The following is a 15,733-nucleotide window of genomic DNA, read 5'->3' as shown; positions in this document are numbered from 1 at the left end:
GGGGCCCTCATGGCGACAAACACGCCTGCGGACGCACAGGCCGCCGACGAGCGTTGGCAGCGCATGTGGAGCCACCGCGAGCAGTTGCTCAAGGTGGCCCGGCGCCGGTCGATGAGCCTGGAGGACGCCGAGGACGCCGTCCACGAGGCGATGCTGCGCGCCGCGGAGCGCCCCGAACTCGACGACGAGCGCCTCGGCGCCTGGCTGACCACCGTGACGATGCGGCTGTGCGTCGACCGGCACCGGCAGGTCCACCGGGAATCCGAGGTCAGTGGCAGCCCCACGCTCCACGCGCCGGGCCCCGTGCCGGTCGACGAGGCGGTGTGCGACCGGGCCGAGGCGAAGTGGGTGGCCGTCCGCAGCGGGGAGCTGCCCGGCCGGCAGGCGGAGGCCCTGCGGCTGAAGTCCGAGGATCTGGACGTGAGCCAGGTCGCCGTACAAATGGGGCTCAGCTACCGGACGGTCGAGTCGCTGCTGGCCCGGGCCCGGCGGACGCTGCGCGCCTCGCTGGCCGGGACGCTCGGGGTGGTGCTGTTCCTGCTCCGACGCGGGCGGCCGCGCGGGGCGGGGAAGGCCCAGGCCGCGGCGGTCACCTCGACCGCGGCGACTCTCGCGGTGGCGGGGTTCGTGCTGCCGTACGCGCTCGGCGGGGGCGGCGGCACGGGTGCTCCGGCTCCGCGGCCGGCGGTCTCCAGCGGGGCACAGGTGCTCCGGACGGACAGCACCCGGCAGGTGCGCGCTCCGCAGACGCCCAGCCCCCCGGCGACGGCGGCCCCGCGTCGGGCGGCGACTCGGTCACGCACTGACCGGTCTGTCGTGCCTCTCTCCGTGCCGCCTCTGCCGGGGGTCTCGTCGCCCCCGCTTCCGGAGCTGCCGGTGAAGTCGGCGGTGCCGTCGGTGACGCTCCCGTCGGTCGCGGGCGTTCCCGCCGTACCGTCCGTTCCCGTCGCCGTACCCACGCCTTCCCTGAAGCTGCCGAAGCTGCCGTAGCCAAGCTGCCGTAACCCCCCGTCAACGCGTCCGAAAAAAATCTTGCCTTCGCCGCGACGGACGCCCCGCCCCTCCCCGTAGAGCAGATGTCGGAGCTGTCCACGGGCGAAGGGTGGGACCGGATGGGTGTCGAGATCTGTGTGGAAGGGCTGACCAAGTCCTTCGGCCACCAGGTCATCTGGCAGGACGTGTCGCTGACGCTGCCCGCCGGCGAGGTGTCGGTGATGCTCGGCCCCTCGGGGACGGGCAAGTCGGTGTTCCTCAAGACGCTCGTCGGGCTCCTCAAGCCGGAGCGCGGGTCGGTCAAGGTCGCGGGCCGGGACATCACCCGGCTGCGCGAGCACGACCTCTACGAGGTGCGGAAGCTGTTCGGCGTGCTGTTCCAGGACGGCGCGCTGTTCGGCTCGATGAACCTGTACGACAACATCGCCTTCCCGCTGCGCGAGCACACCCGCAAGTCCGAGAGCGAGATCCGGCGGATCGTGCTGGAGAAGATGGACATGGTCGGGCTGATCGGTGCCGAGGGGAAGCTGCCCGGCGAGATCTCCGGCGGCATGCGCAAGCGGGCCGGTCTGGCCCGCGCCCTGGTGCTCGACCCGGAGATCATCCTCTTCGACGAGCCGGACTCGGGTCTCGACCCGGTGCGCGTGGCCTACCTCAACCAGCTCATCGTCGACCTCAACGCACAGATCGACGCGACCTTCCTGATCGTCACGCACGACATCGCCTCGGCCCGCCAGGTCCCGGACAACATCGGCCTGCTGTTCCGCCGTGAGCTGGTGATGTTCGGGCCCCGCGAGGAGCTGCTGACCAGCGACGAGCCCGTCGTACGGCAGTTCCTGAACGGTCGGATGCAGGGGCCGATCGGCATGGCGGAGGAGAAGGACGCGGCACAGGTCGAGCAGGAACTGGCGCAGATCGACGAGCGCGGCGCCGTCGAGGGCCTTCCCCCTCGCCTGCTGCCGAGCCCCGGCATCACCCGCCCGCCCCGCTGGGAGGCGATCGCGAGACGGGAGGCCGAGCTGCGCTGGGAGGAGGTGAGCGGCGCATGAGTCTCTCCCCGACGGGTGCGCTGCGGCACTCGGGCAACCTGTTCGCGATGGCGCTGGACGTCGTCCGGACCCTGCCCCGACGGCCCTTCCAGGCAAGGGAGTTCATCCAACAGGCGTGGTTCGTCGCCAGCGTGACGATCCTGCCGACGGCTCTGGTCTCGATCCCCTTCGGGGCCGTCATCGCACTCCAGATCGGCAGCCTGACGAGGCAGTTGGGCGCGCAGTCCTTCTCCGGTGCGGCATCCGTTCTCGCCGTCCTGCGCGAGGCCTCGCCGATCGTCACCGCGCTGCTCATCGCGGGCGCGGGCGGCACCGCGATCTGCGCGGACCTGGGGGCCCGGAAGATCCGGGACGAGATCGACGCGATGCAGGTGCTGGGCATCGACCCGATCCACCGGCTCGTCGTCCCGCGCGTGCTGGCGTCCATGGTGGTTGCCGTGCTGCTCAACGGCCTGGTGTCCGTGGTCGGAGTGGCCGGCGGCTATTTCTTCAACGTCGTTCTCCAGAACGGCACCCCCGGCGCGTACCTGGCCTCCTTCACCACCCTCGCCCAGCTGTCCGACCTGTGGGCTGCCGAGATCAAGGCGCTGGTGTTCGGAGCCATCGCGGCGATCGTCGCCTCGTACAAGGGGCTGACCGCGAAGGGCGGCCCGAAGGGCGTGGGCGACGCGGTCAACCAGTCCGTGGTGATCACCTTCATGTTGCTGTTCGTGACGAACTTCGTGATGACCGCGGTGTACTTCCAGGTCGTCCCGCAGAGGGGTTAGCCGATGCGACCACAGAGACTCCTCGAACGCCCGCTGCGCTCCCTCGAAGAGCTGGGCACCCAACTCTCCTTCTACGGACGCTCGTTGGCATGGACGGGCCGCACCCTGCGTCGCTACAAGAAGGAGATCCTGCGGCTGCTGGCCGAGGTCAGCTTCGGACGCGGTGCGCTGGCCGTCGTGGGCGGCACGGTCGGCGTCATCGCCTTCCTGTCCTTCTTCACCGGCACCGAGGTCGGCCTCCAGGGTTACGCGGCCCTCAACCAGCTCGGCACCTCCAACTTCGTCGCGTTCCTGTCGGCGTACTTCAACACCCGGGAGATCGCCCCGCTGGTGGCCGGGCTCGCCCTGTCCGCGACGGTCGGCGCCGGGTTCACCGCCCAGCTCGGCGCGATGCGGATCAGCGAGGAGACCGACGCGCTGGAGGTGATGGGCGTCCCCTCGCTGCCGTTCCTGGTGACGACGCGGATGATCGCCGGCTTCGTCGCGGTGATCCCGCTGTACGTGGTCGGGCTGCTGTCCTCGTACCTGGCCGCCCGCACCATCACCACCCGCTACTACGGGCAGTCGACCGGCACCTACGACCACTACTTCCACCAGTACCTGCCGCCCGTCGACGTGCTCTGGTCCTTCGGCAAGGTGATCGTCTTCGCCGTCCTGATCATCCTGGTGCACTGCTACTACGGCTACTACGCGAGCGGCGGTCCGGCGGGGGTCGGCGTCGCGGTGGGGCGTGCGGTGCGGACGTCGATCGTCGCCATCAACGTCCTGGACTTCTTCCTGAGCCTCGCGATCTGGGGCGCCAACACGACGGTACGGATAGCGGGGTGAGGCCGATGAGAGTGCTGAGACTCAGGTTGTACGGCATCGCGTTCATCGTCGTACTCGCGCTGTTGCTGTCGCTCGCGGTGGCCGTCTACCAGCAGGCGTTCTCCTCCGTCGTGCCCATCACCCTGGAGGCCGGCACCCTCGGCAACCAGCTCGACCCGCGCGCCGACGTCAAACTGCGCGGACTGCTGGTCGGCGAGGTGCGCGAGGTGCACGCGGACGGCACGAAGGCCACGCTCGACATCGCGCTCAAGCCCCAGTACGTCGCGTACATCCCCTCGGACGTGCACGCGCGGCTGCTGCCCAAGACGCTGTTCGGCGAGAAGTACGTGGACCTGGTGGCGCCTGCCCGCTCTGCGCGGTCGTCGGTTCGGCCGATCCGCGCCGGGGACGTCATCACCCAGGACCGTACGAAGGTCGGCATCGAGGTGCAGCAGCTGATGAACGACCTGCTGCCGCTGCTGCGGACCGTCCGGCCGGGCGAACTCAACGCCACGCTCTCGGCGTTCGCCACCGCGCTGGAGGGCCGCGGCGACCGGATCGGCGACAACCTGACCCGCGTCGAGGGCTATCTCCGCCGCCTCAACCCGCACCTGCCGTCCCTGCAGGAGGACATCGCGCGCTTCGCGGACGTCGCCGAGGTGTACGGCGACGCCGCGCCCGACCTGATGCGGATCCTGCACAACACGGTCACCACCAGCCGCACGATCGTCGAGCAGAAGGACCAGCTGGCCTCCGCGCTCCGCACGACCGCCACGGTCGCGGGCACCGCGGACGACTTCCTCGCCGAGAACGGCGACCGGCTGATCGCCCTCGGCCGGGTCTCCCGCCCCACCCTGGAGCTGTTCGCCCGCTACTCCCCCGAGTACCCGTGTCTGTTCCAGGGCCTGGTCCGGCAGGAGAAGGCGTCGGAGGACGCGTTCCGGGGCGGCGAGATGCGGATCACCCTGGAGGTCGTACAGCCGCAAGCCGCGTACCGGCCCGGTGAGGAGCCGCGCTACGGCGAGCGGTCCGGGCCGAACTGCCGGGGCCTGCCCCATCCGCAGGTGCCCGGCCCGAAACCCCGTCTCAACGACGGCACGTCGGCCGGGAGTCCCGGCGGCGCGCTCCCCGGAGGTGTCACCGTGTCCGCCACCGAGGCCGAGCAGCGGGCCGTCGGCTCGCTCGTGGCCCCCGTCATGGGCGTCCCCGCGGATGAGGTGCCGCCCGTCACGACCCTGCTGTTCGGACCGCTGGCCCGCGGGACGGCGGTGAGCGTCGCATGAGGACCACAGGAGCCCGGCAGACCGCCGCCCCGGTCATCAAGTTCAGCCTCTTCGCGCTGGTCACGATCGCGGCGACGGCCCTGCTGGCCGCGACCATCGTCAACGTCTCCTTCACTCCGAAGGACACGTATCACGCGGTCTTCAGCGACGTCACAGGGCTGGAGACCGGCGACGACATCCGGGTGGCCGGGGTGCGGGTCGGGGAGGTCGAGGGCATCCGGATCAAGGACCGGACGCTGGCCGAGGTCACCTTCACCGTCGCCGCGGACCGCCCGCTGCCGGCCGGAACCCGTGCCGTCGTCCGCTACCGGAACCTGGTCGGGCAGCGGTACATCGCGCTGACCGAGGGCGTGGGCGACGCCACCCTCCGGCTGCGGCCGGGCGGCACCATCCCGCTGTCCCGGACCCAGCCCGCGCTCGACCTCAACGCGCTGCTGAACGGCTTCAAGCCGCTGTTCGCAGCGCTCAGCCCGAACGACGTCAACCAGCTGGCCACCGAGATCATCCAGACCCTGCAGGGCGAGGGCGGCACGGTCAACAGCCTGCTCGCGCACACGGCCTCGCTCACCACGACCCTCGCCGACCGCGACCAGCTGATCGGCTCGGTGATCGACAACCTCAACACCGTGCTGGGGACGCTCGACAAGCGGGGCGCCCGCTTCTCCGGGCTGCTCAAGCAGTTGCGGCGGGTCATCTCCGGGCTGTCCGCCGACCGCAAGCCCATCGGGGACTCCCTGGTGAACATCGGCGCCCTCGCCGACGCCACCTCCGGGCTGCTGAAGGACACACGCCCGCCGCTGAAGGACGACATCGCCGGGCTGACCGACCTGACCGGAACACTGAACGACAACGAGAAGACCGTGGAGGGCGTGCTGAAGCGGCTGCCGAACAAGCTCGACGAGCTGACCGGGACAGCGTCCTACGGCTCGTGGTTCAACTTCTACCTCTGCGACTTCGACGGCCGGATCGTGCTGCCGAAGACGAAGCAGGTGCTCACTCCGGAGCTGCACGTGGCACGGGCGAGGTGCGGAGGATGAGCCTGCGCATCGCGCGGCGCCGTCGCCGCCGACCCGAGCCCCTGGTGAAGGTCCGCGTCCTGCCGCCGAAACTCCCGAAGCTGCCGAAGCTGCCCAAGCGCAGGCTCCGCCGACCCGAACCCCTCGTGAAGGTCCGCGTCCTGCCGCCGAAACTCCCGAAGCTGCCGAAGCTGCCCAAGCGCAGGCCCCGCCGACCCGAACCCCTCGTAAAGGTCCGCGTCCTGCCGCCGAAGCTGCCGCGGATCCGGCTGAAGCGGCCGCGTGTGAAGCCGTTCCGTGAGCGAAACCCCGTCGTCGTGGGCGCCGTCGGCCTCACCGTCCTCGCGCTGCTGACCGTCGCCGCGTTCAACGCCGACAGCCTGCCGCTGATCGGCGGCGGCGACACGTACAGCGCGGACTTCTCGGAGGCGGGCGGGCTCAAGCCGGGCGACGAGGTGCGGATCGCCGGGGTCAAGGTCGGCAAGGTCGAGGACGTCGACCTGGCCGGCGACCACGTCGAGGTGACCTTCAAGGTCAAGGGCGACCCGGCGTTCGGCACCGACACCGGCGCGTCGATCCGGGTCAGGACCATCCTCGGCGCGAAGTACCTGGCCCTGTATCCGAAGGGGCCCGGCCGGTTGAAGCCCGGTAGTGAGATTCCGCTCCGGCGGACCGTGTCGGCGTACGACGTCGTCCAGGCCTTCAGCGATCTCACGACCACCACCGAGGAGGTCGACACAGCCCGCCTCGCCAAGGCGCTGGACACGATCTCCGTCACCTTCCAGGACTCGCCCGAGGAGGTGCGTGCGTCGATCAAGGGACTGTCGAGGATCTCCAGGACCGTCGCATCCCGTGACAAGGCGCTGCGCGAGCTCCTCGACCACGCGAACGGAGTCACCAAGGTGCTCGCCGGCCGTACGAAGGACTTCTCCGCGCTGGTGACGGACGGGAACGCGCTGTTCAAGGAGATCAGCAAGCGGCGCACGGCGATCCACAACCTCCTCAAGAGCAGCGCCCTGCTCGGCATCGAACTCTCCGGCCTGGTCGAGGACAACCGGAAGGAGATCGGTCCGGCCCTCAAGAACCTCAACACCTTCGTGAAGATGCTCGAACGCAACCAGGCGAGCCTCGACCGGAGCGTCCGGCTGCTCGCGCCCTACGTGCGGCTCTTCACCAACACCCTGGGCAACGGCCGCTGGTTCGACTCGTACGTCCAGAACCTGGTCGTCGCCCCGGTCACGCCACGGACGGGAGGCACCCGATGACCCGCAGACTCCTGGCGCTGTTCACCGCGCTCGCGGTCCTCGTGACACTCGCCGTCCTCCTTTGGCCACACCCCGATCCCGTCCGCGTCACGGCGTACTTCCCGCGCACCGTCGGTATCTACCCCGGTTCCGACGTCCGCGTGCTCGGCGTCCGCATCGGCGAGGTCAAGCGGATCACGCCGGAGGGCGGCCGGGTGCGGGTGGAGCTGGAGTACGACCAGGGGCGCAGGGTCCCGGCGGACGCGCAGGCCGCCATCGTCAACTCCTCGGTGGTCAGCGACCGTTATGTACAGCTGCTGCCGGTGTACCGGAAGGGCCCGGTACTGCGGGACGGCGACGTCATCCCCGAGTCCCGTACGGCCGTCCCCGTCGAGCTGGACCGGATCTTCGACAGCCTCCACACCACCGCAGAGGCGCTCGGCCCGAACGGCGCCAACAAGAAGGGGTCGCTGTCGCGGCTGCTCGGGGTGAGCGCGGACAACCTCCAGGGCCAGGGCGAGAACCTCAACCAGACGGTCGAGGACCTCTCGCGGGCGGTCACCACGCTGTCCGACGGCCGCGGTGACCTGTTCGGCACCGTGCGCAACCTCCAGGTGTTCACGGCCGCGCTGGCGGCGGACGACAAGAGTGTGCGGTCGTTCAACACCAGTCTGGCCGAGGTGGCCGCGCAGCTGGCCGGGGAGCGGGGGGACCTCGCGGCGGCACTGCAGAACCTCGGCGCGGCCCTCGGTGACGTGTCCGACTTCGTGAAGCACAACAAGAAGGCACTGACCTCGGACGTGCGGGGGCTCAGCAAGGTCACCAAGGTCCTCGTCACCCAACGGGCCGCACTGGAGGAGCTGTTGGACGTCGCCCCCACGGGCCTGTCGAACCTGCAGAACGCCTACAACCCGGCCGCCGGCACCCTCGACACCCGCAACAACGCGCAGACACCGCAGGACCCGGCGTCCCTGCTCTGTTCGCTCCTGAGGACGACCGGGGACGAGGGTGGCAAGAGCCCCGACTGCGCGGAGCTGAAGAAGCTCTTCGACTCGCTGCCCAAGGTGCCGACGGCCCCGGCGGCCACGGGCACGGTCGACAAGACCCTCGGCGGAATCCTGGGGGCCCGGGCATGAGTGCGCTGCGCAAGGGCCGGATGGCCGCCTGGACGGCGGTCGGTTCGCTGCTGCTGACCGGCTGCGAGTTCAACGGCTGGTACGACGTCCCGCTCCCCGGAGGCGCCGCCGCGGACGGCCACGCATACCACGTCACCGTCGACTTCAGGGACGTCATGGATCTGGTGCCGCAGTCTGCGGTCAAGGTCGACAACGTCACCGTGGGCGGGGTCGAGAAGGTGGAACTGGACGGCTGGCACGCGCGCGTGCGGCTGCGGATCGCCGACTCGGTGAAGCTTCCCGGCAACGCGGTCGCCGAGCTGCGGCAGACCAGCATGCTCGGCGAGAAGTACGTGGCGCTGTCCGCCCCGGCCGGCACCACGCCGGTCGGCCGGCTCCGCGACGGCGACCGCATCCCGCTGTCCCGCAGCGGCCGCAACCCGGACGTCGAGGAGGTGCTGTCCGCCCTGTCCGCGCTGCTGAACGGCGGCGGGGTGGCCGAGCTCAAGACGATCACCGTCGAGCTGAACAAGGCCCTGAACGGTCGCGAGGACCGGGTCAGGTCCCTGCTCAAGGAGCTCGACACGTTCCTCGGCGGCCTCGACGACCAGCGGGCCGACATCGTCCGCGCGCTCAAGGGCGTCGACCGGCTGGCCGAGCGGCTGAAGAGGGAGAAGAAGACGATCGCCGAGGCCGTCGACACCATGCCGCCCGCCCTGAAGGTCCTCGCCGACCAGCGCCGGGACCTGACGAAGATGCTCACCGGCCTGTCCAGGCTCGGAAAGACCGGCACCAGGGTCGTCAACGCCTCGCGGGACGACACCGTCGCCAACCTCAGGAAGCTGCGGCCCATCCTGCAGCAGCTGAACAAGGCGGGCGACGACCTGCCCAACTCCCTTGAGCTGCTCACCACTTATCCGTTCCCGCGCAACGTGGTGGACGCAGTCAAGGGCGACTACGTCAACCTGAAGATCACCGCCGACCTGGACCTGGCGGGCATGTACGGCAACGTCACCGACAAACCGGGCAAGGGCAGGAGCACCCCGGCGCCCGGGATCCCGGACCTTCCGAGCGTCCCCACTCCCACGCCCCTCCCGTCCACCCCGTCCCTGCCGGCCACCCCGTCGGTGCCCGCCGTCCCCTCGACGCCCTCCGACGGCAGCACCTTGCTGTGCCCGCCGGTGTGCACCGCGGCCTACGGCACCGAGGACGGCTCGCACCGCCTCCCGCAGGGGATCGACCTCGGCCTCGCCGAGCTCATGTTGAAGGGGATACTGCCGTGATCACACGTACGGTCAGGGCCCAGCTGCTCGCCTTCGCGACCGTCACCGCCGTCGGGGTGTCGTACGTCGGCGCCGAGTACACGGGCCTGGTGGACGACGTCCTGGACCGCGGCTACACCGTGCACGCCGACTTCGCCGAGTCCGGGGGCGTCTTCCCCGGCTCCGAGGTCACCTACCGGGGGGTGCCGGTGGGCCGGGTGGGAGAACTGAAGCTGACCGGTTCCGGGGTCTCGGTGGCCCTGAAGATCGAGGACGGCGCGCCGCGGATCCCGGCCGACACGCTGGCGGTGGCCGCCAACCGCTCGGCGGTGGGTGAGCAGTACGTCGATCTCCAGCCGCGCCGCTCGGGCGGCCCGTACCTGATGGACGGCAGCCCGATCCCGCGCAGCCGCACCCGGACCCCGCTGCCGGTCACCGACCTCGTCCTCAGCCTCGACCGGCTGGTCAACTCCGTCGGCAAGGGCGATCTGCGCACCACCGTCGACGAGCTGGGGAAGGCCTTCGCCGGCACCGGACCGAACCTGAGCCGCCTGGTGGACTCCGGCAACGATCTGGTCGAGTCGGCGTCCGAGTCGCTCCCGGAGACGGTCTCGCTGATCGAGGACTCACGGAAGGTGCTCAAGACGCAGGCCGACCAGGGCTCGGCGATCAAGTCGTTCTCCCGCGATCTGGCCACGTTGACCGCGCAGCTGAAGTCGAGCGACGGGGACCTGCGCAGGCTGATCGGCAACACGGCGCCCGCCGCACAGGAGGTCAACTCGCTGCTGAGGTCCACGGGGCCCGACCTGTCGGTCCTGCTGGCCAACCTCATCAGCGGCGGCCAGGTCACCGTGGCGCGGCTGCCCGGCGTGGAGCAGGCCCTGGTCACCCTCCCGCTCACCGTCGCGGGCAGCTACACCGTCGTCCCCGGCGACGGCACCACCCACTTCGGGCTGGTCCTCAATGCCGACGACCCGCCGCCGTGCACCCAGGGCTACGGCACGCGGCGACGCGACCCCGCCGACACCGGCACGCGCCCGGCGAACACCGGCGCGCACTGCACGGCACCGCGCGGCGGCAAGACCTCGGTGCGCGGCGCGCAGAACGCCCCCGGCGCTTCGGCCGATACGTACGGCGCCGACCGGACCGCGTACGTCACCCCGTACGACCCGGAGACCGGCACCGCCGCCGGCCCGGACGGAACGCCCGTCGACATCGGCTCGACGGGCGGCGAACAGACCGTGTTCGGAAAGGAGTCGTGGCAATGGCTGCTCGTTGGACCGATGGCATCAGGCGCATGAGGGCGCTGGGGGTGGGTCTCGTCGCCGCGACCGTCCTGGCGACCGCACTGTCCGTCTGGCTGGGGCTGCGGCTGGCCGACCAGCGCGCGGCGGACCAACGCCGCCAGGACGTGCTGGCGGCGGCCCGCCAGTCGGCGCTGAACTTCACCTCGCTGGACTACCGGCACTACGGCCGGGACAGCGGCAACGTGCTCAAGGGCGCCACCGGCGACTTCAAGAAGCAGTTCACCGCACAGACCGCCCAGTTGACGAAGCTCGTCGCCCAGAACAAGTCGGTGTCCGAGGGGCAGGTCCTGGAAGCGGGCGTCGTGCGGTCCGACGAGCGCTCGGCCCGGGTCCTGGTGGTGGCCGACAGCAAGGTGACCAACACCGCCGCGCCCGAGGGACAGGCGCGCACCTACCGGCTCCAGCTCGACCTGGTGCGCGTGGCCGGCCGCTGGCTGACCTCCGACGTCGAGTTCGTGGGCTGAGCCGATGAGGCCTGCAGTGAGGAGAGACAGCGTGGCGAACCCGACCACCCGAACCCGCGGCACCGGTTCCCCGGCCCGGCGCACCCTGACCGCGGCCGCCCGCGCGGCGGCCAAGCGCGCCAGGCGGCCGGAGCAGGACGAGACCACCCAGCGGGTCGAGGACCGGCTCACGGGACGCACCGTGCTCATCGAGCCCCCGTGCGGCTGGGACGACCCGCCGGAGCCGCAGCCGACGCCGGAGACCGACGAGCAGGAGACCGACGAGCAGGAGAGCGCGCCCGCGCCCCCGCCCCGCCTCCCGAGGGTGCTCACCGCGGCACTCTGCCTCGCGCTCGTGGCGGCCCTGGCCGCGGCCGCCGTCCTCGGGTGGCAGTACCGGCAGGGACAGCAGACGGCAAAGGCCCGCACCGAGGCCCTCGCCGCCGCCCGGAAGGCCGCCCCGGTCGTGCTGTCGTACGACTACCGCCACCTGGACCGCGACTTCGCCCGCGCACGTGCCCTGCTGACCGGCGCGTTCCGCGACCAGTACGGCAGGACCACGAAGACGGTGGTCGGGCCGACCGCGAAGAAGTACCACGGCGTGGTGAAGGCGACGGTGGCGGCGCCCACGGACGGCGGCGCCCCGGCGGTCTCCGTCGTGTCCGCCGCACCGGACAGGGCGGTCGTGCTGCTCTTCGTCAACCAGATCACGCAGAGCACCCAGGTGTCGGGCGCCCGCCTGGACCTCAACCGCGTACGGATGACGCTCGCCCGCACCGCCGACGGCTGGAAGGTGAGTGCCGTCGACGCCCTCTGACCAGGCACAGCAAGTGCCCCCGCGCAGCCCGCGCGGGGGCACTTTTTCGTGCCCGCTCTTGACAGTTACCCCCCGCCACAGGCAATCTTCCATTAAGCAGAAACGAACTTCCGCAATACGGAATTCCTAACGGAAGGGAGCGCGGCCCGAATGCCGGTTTTTGGATCGAACACAGCCGCAGACCAGCGCTTCAACGTCAACCTGTCGATCCTCTTCACGGAACTCCCGCTCCTGGAGCGCCCCGCGGCCGCCGCCGCGGCGGGCTTCACGGCGGTCGAGCTGTGGTGGCCCTGGGTCGACTCCCCCACCCCCGAGCAGTCCGAGCTCGACGCCCTGAAGAAGGCGATCGAGGACGCGGGCGTCCAGCTCACGGGGCTGAACTTCTACGCCGGACAGCTGCCGGGCCCGGACCGCGGCGCCCTGTCGATCCCGGGCGAGGAGTCGGAGAAGTTCCGCGCCAACATCGACGTGGCGGCGGACTTCGCGGCCTCCCTCGGCTGCGGGGCGCTCAACGCGCTGTACGGCAACCGGGTCGAGGGCGTGGATCCGGCCGAGCAGGACGCGCTCGCCCTGGAGAACCTCGCCCTCGCGGCCCGGGCCGCCGACCGGATCGGCGCGATCCTGCTGGTCGAGGCGCTGAACCAGCCCGAGTCGCCGCTGTACCCGCTGGTGTCGGCGCCGGCCGCGATCGAGGTCGTGGACAAGGTCAACGCGGCGACGGGCCTCGGGAACGCGAAGTTCCTGATGGACCTCTACCACCTGTCCATGAACGGCGAGGACCTGCCCTCGGTCATCGAGCGGTACACGGCGAAGACCGGCCACGTCCAGATCGCCGACAACCCGGGCCGCGGCGCCCCCGGGACGGGTTCACTCCCGCTGGAGGAGCTGCTCGGCCGGCTGAGGAAGGCCGGTTACGGCGGCTGGGTCGGCCTGGAGTACAAGGCCGGCGACCGCCCGAGCGCCAAGGCCTTCGAGTGGCTCCCGCGCGCAGCGCGCTGAACCCCCCTGACTTTGCAAGGCAGTTGAGAGAGGCACCCCCAATCATGAGCAACCTTCCCAAGATCGCCTGGATCGGCCTCGGCATCATGGGCTCGCCCATGTCCGAGAACCTGATCAAGGCGGGTTACGACGTCACCGGCTTCACCCTGGAGCAGGACAAGCTGGACCGCCTGGCCGCCGCCGGCGGTACCGTGGCCGGCTCGATCGCCGAGGCCGTGCGCGACGCCGACGTGGTGATCACGATGGTGCCCGCCTCTCCGCACGTCGAGGCCATCTCCTACGGCCCCGACGGCATCCTGGAGAACGCCAAGCAGGGCGCCCTGCTGATCGACATGTCCTCGATCACCCCGCAGACCTCGGTGGACCTCGCGAAGAACGCCAAGGACAAGGGCATCCGGGTCCTCGACGCCCCCGTCTCCGGCGGTGAGGCCGGTGCCGTGGAGGCCGTACTGTCGATCATGGTCGGCGGCGAGCAGGCCGACTTCGACCAGGCCAAGCCGATCTTCGACGCGCTGGGCAGGACCATCGTGCTGTGCGGCCCGCACGGCTCCGGCCAGACCGTGAAGGCCGCCAACCAGCTGATCGTGGCCGTGAACATCCAGGCCTGCGCCGAGGCCGTGGTCTTCCTGGAGAAGTCCGGCGTGGACCTGCAGGCCGCGCTGGACGTCCTCAACGGCGGCCTCGCGGGCTCGACCGTGCTGACGCGCAAGAAGGACAACTTCCTGAGCCGCGACTTCAAGCCGGGCTTCCGCATCGACCTGCACCACAAGGACATGGGCATCGTCACCGACGCCGCCCGCAACGTCGGCGCCGCCCTTCCGGTCGGTGCCGTGGTCGCCCAGCTGGTCGCCTCGCTGCGCGCCCAGGGCGACGGCGGCCTGGACCACTCGGCCCTGCTGCGGGCCGTGGAGCGCCTGTCCGGCGCCCAGGTCTGACGACCCCCCTGAGACTTCCGGGCCGCGGCGCCGCTGACACCTGTCCTGTCGCGCCCAGGCGGCGCCGCGGCCCGGAATCTACTTCAACAAACTGTTGACGTCTCGTCCACCCAAATCTAGGCTCACGCCAGCGGAAGCTCCACAAAGCGGAAGTCTCTTTCCGAAGGTTCCGAAGATTCCCGCTGCCCTCTCGCACGGAAGGTCCACGATGTCGAAGCGCGTGCTCACGACAGAGTCCGGCGCCCCGGTCGCCGACAACCAGAACTCAGCCTCGGCGGGCGTCGGCGGCCCGCTGCTGCTCCAGGACCAGCACCTCCTGGAGAAGCTGGCGCGCTTCAACCGCGAGCGCATCCCGGAGCGTGTGGTGCACGCCCGTGGCTCCGGCGCGTACGGCCACTTCGAGGTGACGGACGACGTCACCGGCTTCACCCACGCCGACTTCCTGAGCGCGATCGGCAAGCGCACCGAGGTGTTCCTGCGCTTCTCGACGGTCGCCGACTCCCTCGGCGGCGCGGACGCGGTCCGTGACCCGCGCGGTTTCGCGGTGAAGTTCTACACCGAGGAGGGCAACTACGACCTCGTCGGGAACAACACCCCGGTGTTCTTCATCAAGGACCCGATCAAGTTCCCCGACTTCATCCACTCGCAGAAGCGGGACCCGTTCACCGGCCGGCAGGAGCCGGACAACGTCTGGGACTTCTGGGCACACGCCCCCGAGGCCACGCACCAGGTGACCTGGCTGATGGGCGACCGCGGCATCCCGGCGTCGTACCGCCACATGAACGGCTACGGCTCGCACACCTACCAGTGGACGAACGCCGAGGGCGAGGCCTTCTTCGTCAAGTACCACTTCAAGACGAACCAGGGCATCCGCTGCCTCTCCGCCGAGCAGGGCGCCGAGCAGGCCGGCAAGGACCCCAACTCGCACCAGACGGACCTGCTCCAGGCCATCGAGCGCGGGGTGCACCCGTCCTGGACCCTGTACGTCCAGATCATGCCGGCGGCCGAGGCTGCCGAGTACCGCTTCAACCCGTTCGACCTGACCAAGGTGTGGCCGCACCGGGACTACCCGCTGCAGCGGGTCGGCCGGCTGGTGCTGGACCGCAACCCGGACAACGTGTTCGCCGAGGTCGAGCAGGCCGCCTTCTCCCCGAACAACTTCGTTCCGGGCATCGGACCCTCGCCCGACAAGATGCTCCAGGGCCGGCTGTTCGCCTACGCGGACGCCCACCGCTACCGCCTGGGCGTCAACCACACCCAGCTCGCCGTCAACGCCCCGAAGGCGACGACCGCGCAGAACTACGGCCGCGACGGCTTCATGGCGTCCAACGCCCAGGGCCGCCACGCCAGGAACTACGAGCCGAACTCGTACGACGGCCCGGTGGAGACCGGCCGCCCGCTGTCGGCCCCGCTGGCGGTCTCCGGCCACACCGGCACCCACGAGGCCCCGCTGCACACCAAGGACGACGACTTCTACCAGGCCGGCGAGCTTTACCGCCTGATGTCCGCGGAGGAGAAGCAGCGTCTGGTCGCGAACATCGCCGGCGGCCTCTCGCAGGTCTCCCGCGACGACGTGATCGAGAAGAACCTGGCCCACTTCCACGCCGCCGACCCGGAGTACGGCAAGCGCGTCGAGGAGGCGGTCCGCGCCCTGCGCGAGGACTGAGGCCACTGACAGCGTCCGGGTTCCGACGGG

At 70.5% G+C, this 15,733-nt stretch carries 15 protein-coding genes; all 15 read left to right on the top strand.

Features of this window, described 5'->3' with window-relative positions:
* The first annotated feature begins 9 nt into the window (after positions 1-9).
* Positions 10-990: an RNA polymerase sigma factor gene (locus FB157_RS17105; RefSeq protein WP_145880596.1), complete on the top strand. Its 981-nt coding sequence runs from the start codon at positions 10-12 to the stop codon at positions 988-990.
* Between the two features lie 122 nt (positions 991-1,112).
* Complete coding sequence (locus FB157_RS17100) at positions 1,113-2,042, top strand: ABC transporter ATP-binding protein (protein WP_145880892.1); 930 nt, start codon at positions 1,113-1,115, stop codon at positions 2,040-2,042.
* Positions 2,039-2,809, top strand: coding sequence for an ABC transporter permease (locus FB157_RS17095; RefSeq protein WP_145880594.1), 771 nt, complete (start codon positions 2,039-2,041; stop codon positions 2,807-2,809). Before FB157_RS17100 ends, FB157_RS17095 begins: the two co-directional genes overlap by 4 nt.
* 3 nt (positions 2,810-2,812) lie before the next feature.
* Positions 2,813-3,637, top strand: coding sequence for an ABC transporter permease (locus tag FB157_RS17090; RefSeq protein ID WP_145880593.1), 825 nt, complete (start codon positions 2,813-2,815; stop codon positions 3,635-3,637).
* Between the two features lie 5 nt (positions 3,638-3,642).
* Positions 3,643-4,899, top strand: coding sequence for an MCE family protein (locus FB157_RS17085; RefSeq protein WP_145880590.1), 1,257 nt, complete (start codon positions 3,643-3,645; stop codon positions 4,897-4,899).
* Positions 4,896-5,936 (top strand): MCE family protein, encoded by a 1,041-nt coding sequence (locus FB157_RS17080; RefSeq protein WP_145880589.1) that lies wholly within the window; start codon positions 4,896-4,898, stop codon positions 5,934-5,936. The genes FB157_RS17085 and FB157_RS17080 overlap by 4 nt, the downstream gene beginning before the upstream one ends.
* 221 nt (positions 5,937-6,157) lie before the next feature.
* The gene (locus FB157_RS17075; RefSeq protein WP_398946854.1) at positions 6,158-7,180 is read left to right on the top strand and encodes an MCE family protein; all 1,023 of its coding nucleotides are present in this window, start codon (positions 6,158-6,160) and stop codon (positions 7,178-7,180) included.
* A complete protein-coding gene (locus tag FB157_RS17070; protein ID WP_186581548.1) occupies positions 7,177-8,295 on the top strand; it encodes an MCE family protein in 1,119 nt (372 codons plus the stop codon). The genes FB157_RS17075 and FB157_RS17070 overlap by 4 nt, the downstream gene beginning before the upstream one ends.
* Positions 8,292-9,557: an MCE family protein gene (locus FB157_RS17065; protein ID WP_145880587.1), complete on the top strand. Its 1,266-nt coding sequence runs from the start codon at positions 8,292-8,294 to the stop codon at positions 9,555-9,557. The genes FB157_RS17070 and FB157_RS17065 overlap by 4 nt, the downstream gene beginning before the upstream one ends.
* Positions 9,554-10,837, top strand: coding sequence for an MCE family protein (locus FB157_RS17060; RefSeq protein ID WP_145880585.1), 1,284 nt, complete (start codon positions 9,554-9,556; stop codon positions 10,835-10,837). The genes FB157_RS17065 and FB157_RS17060 overlap by 4 nt, the downstream gene beginning before the upstream one ends.
* Positions 10,834-11,307: a hypothetical protein gene (locus tag FB157_RS17055; protein WP_145880583.1), complete on the top strand. Its 474-nt coding sequence runs from the start codon at positions 10,834-10,836 to the stop codon at positions 11,305-11,307. The genes FB157_RS17060 and FB157_RS17055 overlap by 4 nt, the downstream gene beginning before the upstream one ends.
* A gap of 31 nt (positions 11,308-11,338) precedes the next feature.
* Positions 11,339-12,103 (top strand): hypothetical protein, encoded by a 765-nt coding sequence (locus FB157_RS17050; RefSeq protein WP_145880581.1) that lies wholly within the window; start codon positions 11,339-11,341, stop codon positions 12,101-12,103.
* A 150-nt stretch (positions 12,104-12,253) separates the two neighbouring features.
* The gene (locus FB157_RS17045; protein ID WP_145880579.1) at positions 12,254-13,102 is read left to right on the top strand and encodes a TIM barrel protein; all 849 of its coding nucleotides are present in this window, start codon (positions 12,254-12,256) and stop codon (positions 13,100-13,102) included.
* Positions 13,103-13,146: 44 nt separating this feature from the next.
* Positions 13,147-14,037 (top strand): 2-hydroxy-3-oxopropionate reductase, encoded by an 891-nt coding sequence (locus FB157_RS17040; RefSeq protein ID WP_145880577.1) that lies wholly within the window; start codon positions 13,147-13,149, stop codon positions 14,035-14,037.
* A 208-nt stretch (positions 14,038-14,245) separates the two neighbouring features.
* Positions 14,246-15,703, top strand: a complete 1,458-nt coding sequence (locus FB157_RS17035; RefSeq protein ID WP_145880576.1) for a catalase — start codon at positions 14,246-14,248, stop codon at positions 15,701-15,703.
* Positions 15,704-15,733 lie beyond the last annotated feature (30 nt).

The sequence above is a fragment of the Streptomyces sp. BK340 genome, assembly GCF_007827595.1.
Lineage (GTDB): Bacteria > Actinomycetota > Actinomycetes > Streptomycetales > Streptomycetaceae > Streptomyces.
This window is presented reverse-complemented; position numbering and strand designations above follow the sequence as displayed.